This is a genomic window from Gilliamella sp. B14384G12, assembly GCF_016101825.1.
Classification (GTDB): domain Bacteria; phylum Pseudomonadota; class Gammaproteobacteria; order Enterobacterales; family Orbaceae; genus Gilliamella; species Gilliamella apicola_N.
This window is the reverse complement of sequence record NZ_JACFPU010000040.1, coordinates 1-548: the sequence shown is the minus strand read 5'-3', so window position 1 is coordinate 548 and position 548 is coordinate 1. Positions and strand designations below refer to the sequence as shown.

Genomic DNA, 548 nt, shown 5'->3' with positions numbered 1-548 from the left:
AATTGCCTGTGATTGTGCTAAAGCCATAATCGGATTAATAAGGCAATGTTCAATTAAAAAATTGTTGAGCTCGTTGCCTTTATCCACTAGTGATTTGATATCACCCTCTTTCCAAAAAGAAGGATTTTTTCCTGCAATGACTTTATGAAAATAAGTCTCATCACTGGATAGGAGTTCGTCCCATAATCCCATATCATAATAACTGTTACCTTGCGTTCTAAATATCTGAATTGAATCATTTAATATATCATTATGGATATCTTGGTTATCATAATTGAACTCCTGCTCCCAAAATTTAACAGTATTAAAACTGGATATTTTTTGCTCAGGAAAAGTAATCTCTTCCTTATTTTCAAATTGATGTTTTCTACCCGAAAAAAAATCAGAGGCAGACAACTTATCGCAAAATAACCAGCGACAATAAAGGGTGTAATCTCGACCATTATTCTTTTTAATTTTCTCATACTGTTTTACTTTATCAGCAAAGCGATTGTACTCTTCAAGTTTTAATTGATTATTAAACTTTGCCCAATATTGGTCGAAATCAT

The 548-nt window shown here is 31.9% G+C and carries 1 protein-coding gene; it reads right to left on the bottom strand.

Features of this window, described 5'->3' with window-relative positions:
* On the bottom strand, nucleotides 1–548 hold a 548-nt coding region (locus H3S73_RS13565), incomplete at both ends, for a hypothetical protein (RefSeq protein ID WP_198248923.1).